At 37.0% G+C, this 1,678-nt stretch carries 2 protein-coding genes; both read right to left on the bottom strand.

Going from position 1 to position 1,678, the window contains the following annotated elements:
- Nucleotides 1–203, bottom strand: a 203-nt coding sequence (locus DW917_RS17680; protein WP_233524622.1) for a hypothetical protein, incomplete at its 3' end; no start/stop codon positions are given.
- A gap of 361 nt (nucleotides 204–564) precedes the next feature.
- Nucleotides 565–1,533, bottom strand: a complete 969-nt coding sequence (locus DW917_RS03665) for a phage integrase SAM-like domain-containing protein (protein WP_022109915.1) — start codon at nucleotides 1,531–1,533, stop codon at nucleotides 565–567.
- Between the last annotated feature and the right edge of the window lie 145 nt (nucleotides 1,534–1,678).

Genomic DNA, 1,678 nt, shown 5'->3' with positions numbered 1-1,678 from the left:
AAGAATGCTTTCTCTACCTCTTGTCCCGAGGTGGAAGAGTTATACCTTATTATATATAAGCCTGTCTCAAATCCCTTTATCCAAGAGTTTAAAACTCTCTTTATGGTAAGAGAACTTAGCAAAATTTTAAAAATATTTTTAATCGGTTGCAAAATTACATAATATTTAGCTTTTCTCCAAATATTTTTTGTAAAAAGTTGCATTTTGTTACAAAAAAAGACTATTTTTGTGTCTTATTTTCTTGCTTTTATAAGTAAAAGATTACTTTTTAAAGGAAATTGCTGTTTGTTCAACCAATCCCTTTATGAGATTCACATTTATCAAATTTGCCTTAGGATGCCGTTTTTTATCTTAAAAGGGCAGTTTATTGCCTTTACTGACGCACTTCTTTCCATAATCCATTCTTTTTTTTCTTAAAAAGTAATAATCAGCGGATTACAAAAATAAAATCACATTTTCCTAAGGAGTTTCTCCCTTCTTGTAGCAGCTCCCCAAAGTGGAACACGAAAAATCCAGAGTATGGTGCACTTGGTGAAGGGAGAAATCGAGTATAGGCTCTGCTTTTTATATTCCTATATCTTGCATCAATGATTGGTTGGCAGAAGCCAGATTGGAATCAAAAAGACTTTTTATATAAACGAAGGTGGTGGAAGTCTTGGTATGTCCTAATGCCTTTCCGATTAATCCAATATCCATGTTATGCTGATAGGCGATACTCGCCCACGAGTGTCGAACCACATAAGAGGAAAGAGGGATAGATGAAGAAATCTTTTTGGAAAGAACATGCAACGAGTAGTTGTATTGGCGCAACCGACGAAGATATTCACGATGAAGCAAGTCAGGGGATTGAGTCGTTAACAACGGGAAAACATAGATGGAGTCAGAAGAACTATATCGTGAGATAATAGCTTGCATAGCTGGGACGAGGGCAATACTGATAGGCTGACCAGTCTTATGTCGAGCATATCGGATGACGTTATCTTTCATTTGGCTTTTCTTTAAGTAAGCAATATCAACAAAAGGCATCCCCATTGCATAAAAACTAAAAATAAAGATATCTCGAGACATCGCCAAGGTAGAACCCTCTTCCAAGTCCAAATCATGGAGTTTGCGGATTTCACTTTCGGTAATACTTCGTTTGGCAGTCTTCGTTCTTCCTGTGAAAGCTTTTGTAAAAGGACACACATCATCATTCGAAGAATATTCCTCTGCCCACCGATTGTACATTGCTCGTAAGGATCGAAGATAAGCTGAAATCGTATTGAGGCAAATACCCTTGTCACTTAGCCATCGCTGATAAAGCTCTACCTCTTGACTATCCATCTCAGAGAAAGTCCAGTCTTCACGTTGCAAGAACTTTGTCCAAGAGCGAGCCGCAGTCAAATAATTACTCGCAGTCTTGAACTTCTCCTCTTTCTTCAGCATTTCCACTTGGGAATGTACTATTTTCCATCCTAATACTTTTTTCTCCTTTTTCGTTGCAGCTTGTTTCTTGCCCTTACCAAGACTAAATTCAAATTTGAAATACATCATAATCTTTTATTTTTTATTATTAGACATACGGGGTTATACCCGATTAGTACATAAATACTATAAATATTTGGGACGTTATAGACGGAATCATCCAAAAACGCTCCATTTTCACCACCTCGGGACAAGAGGTAGAGAAAGCATTCTT

Source organism: Prevotella sp. AM42-24, assembly GCF_003461825.1.
Lineage (GTDB): Bacteria > Bacteroidota > Bacteroidia > Bacteroidales > Bacteroidaceae > Prevotella > Prevotella hominis.
This window is presented reverse-complemented; position numbering and strand designations above follow the sequence as displayed.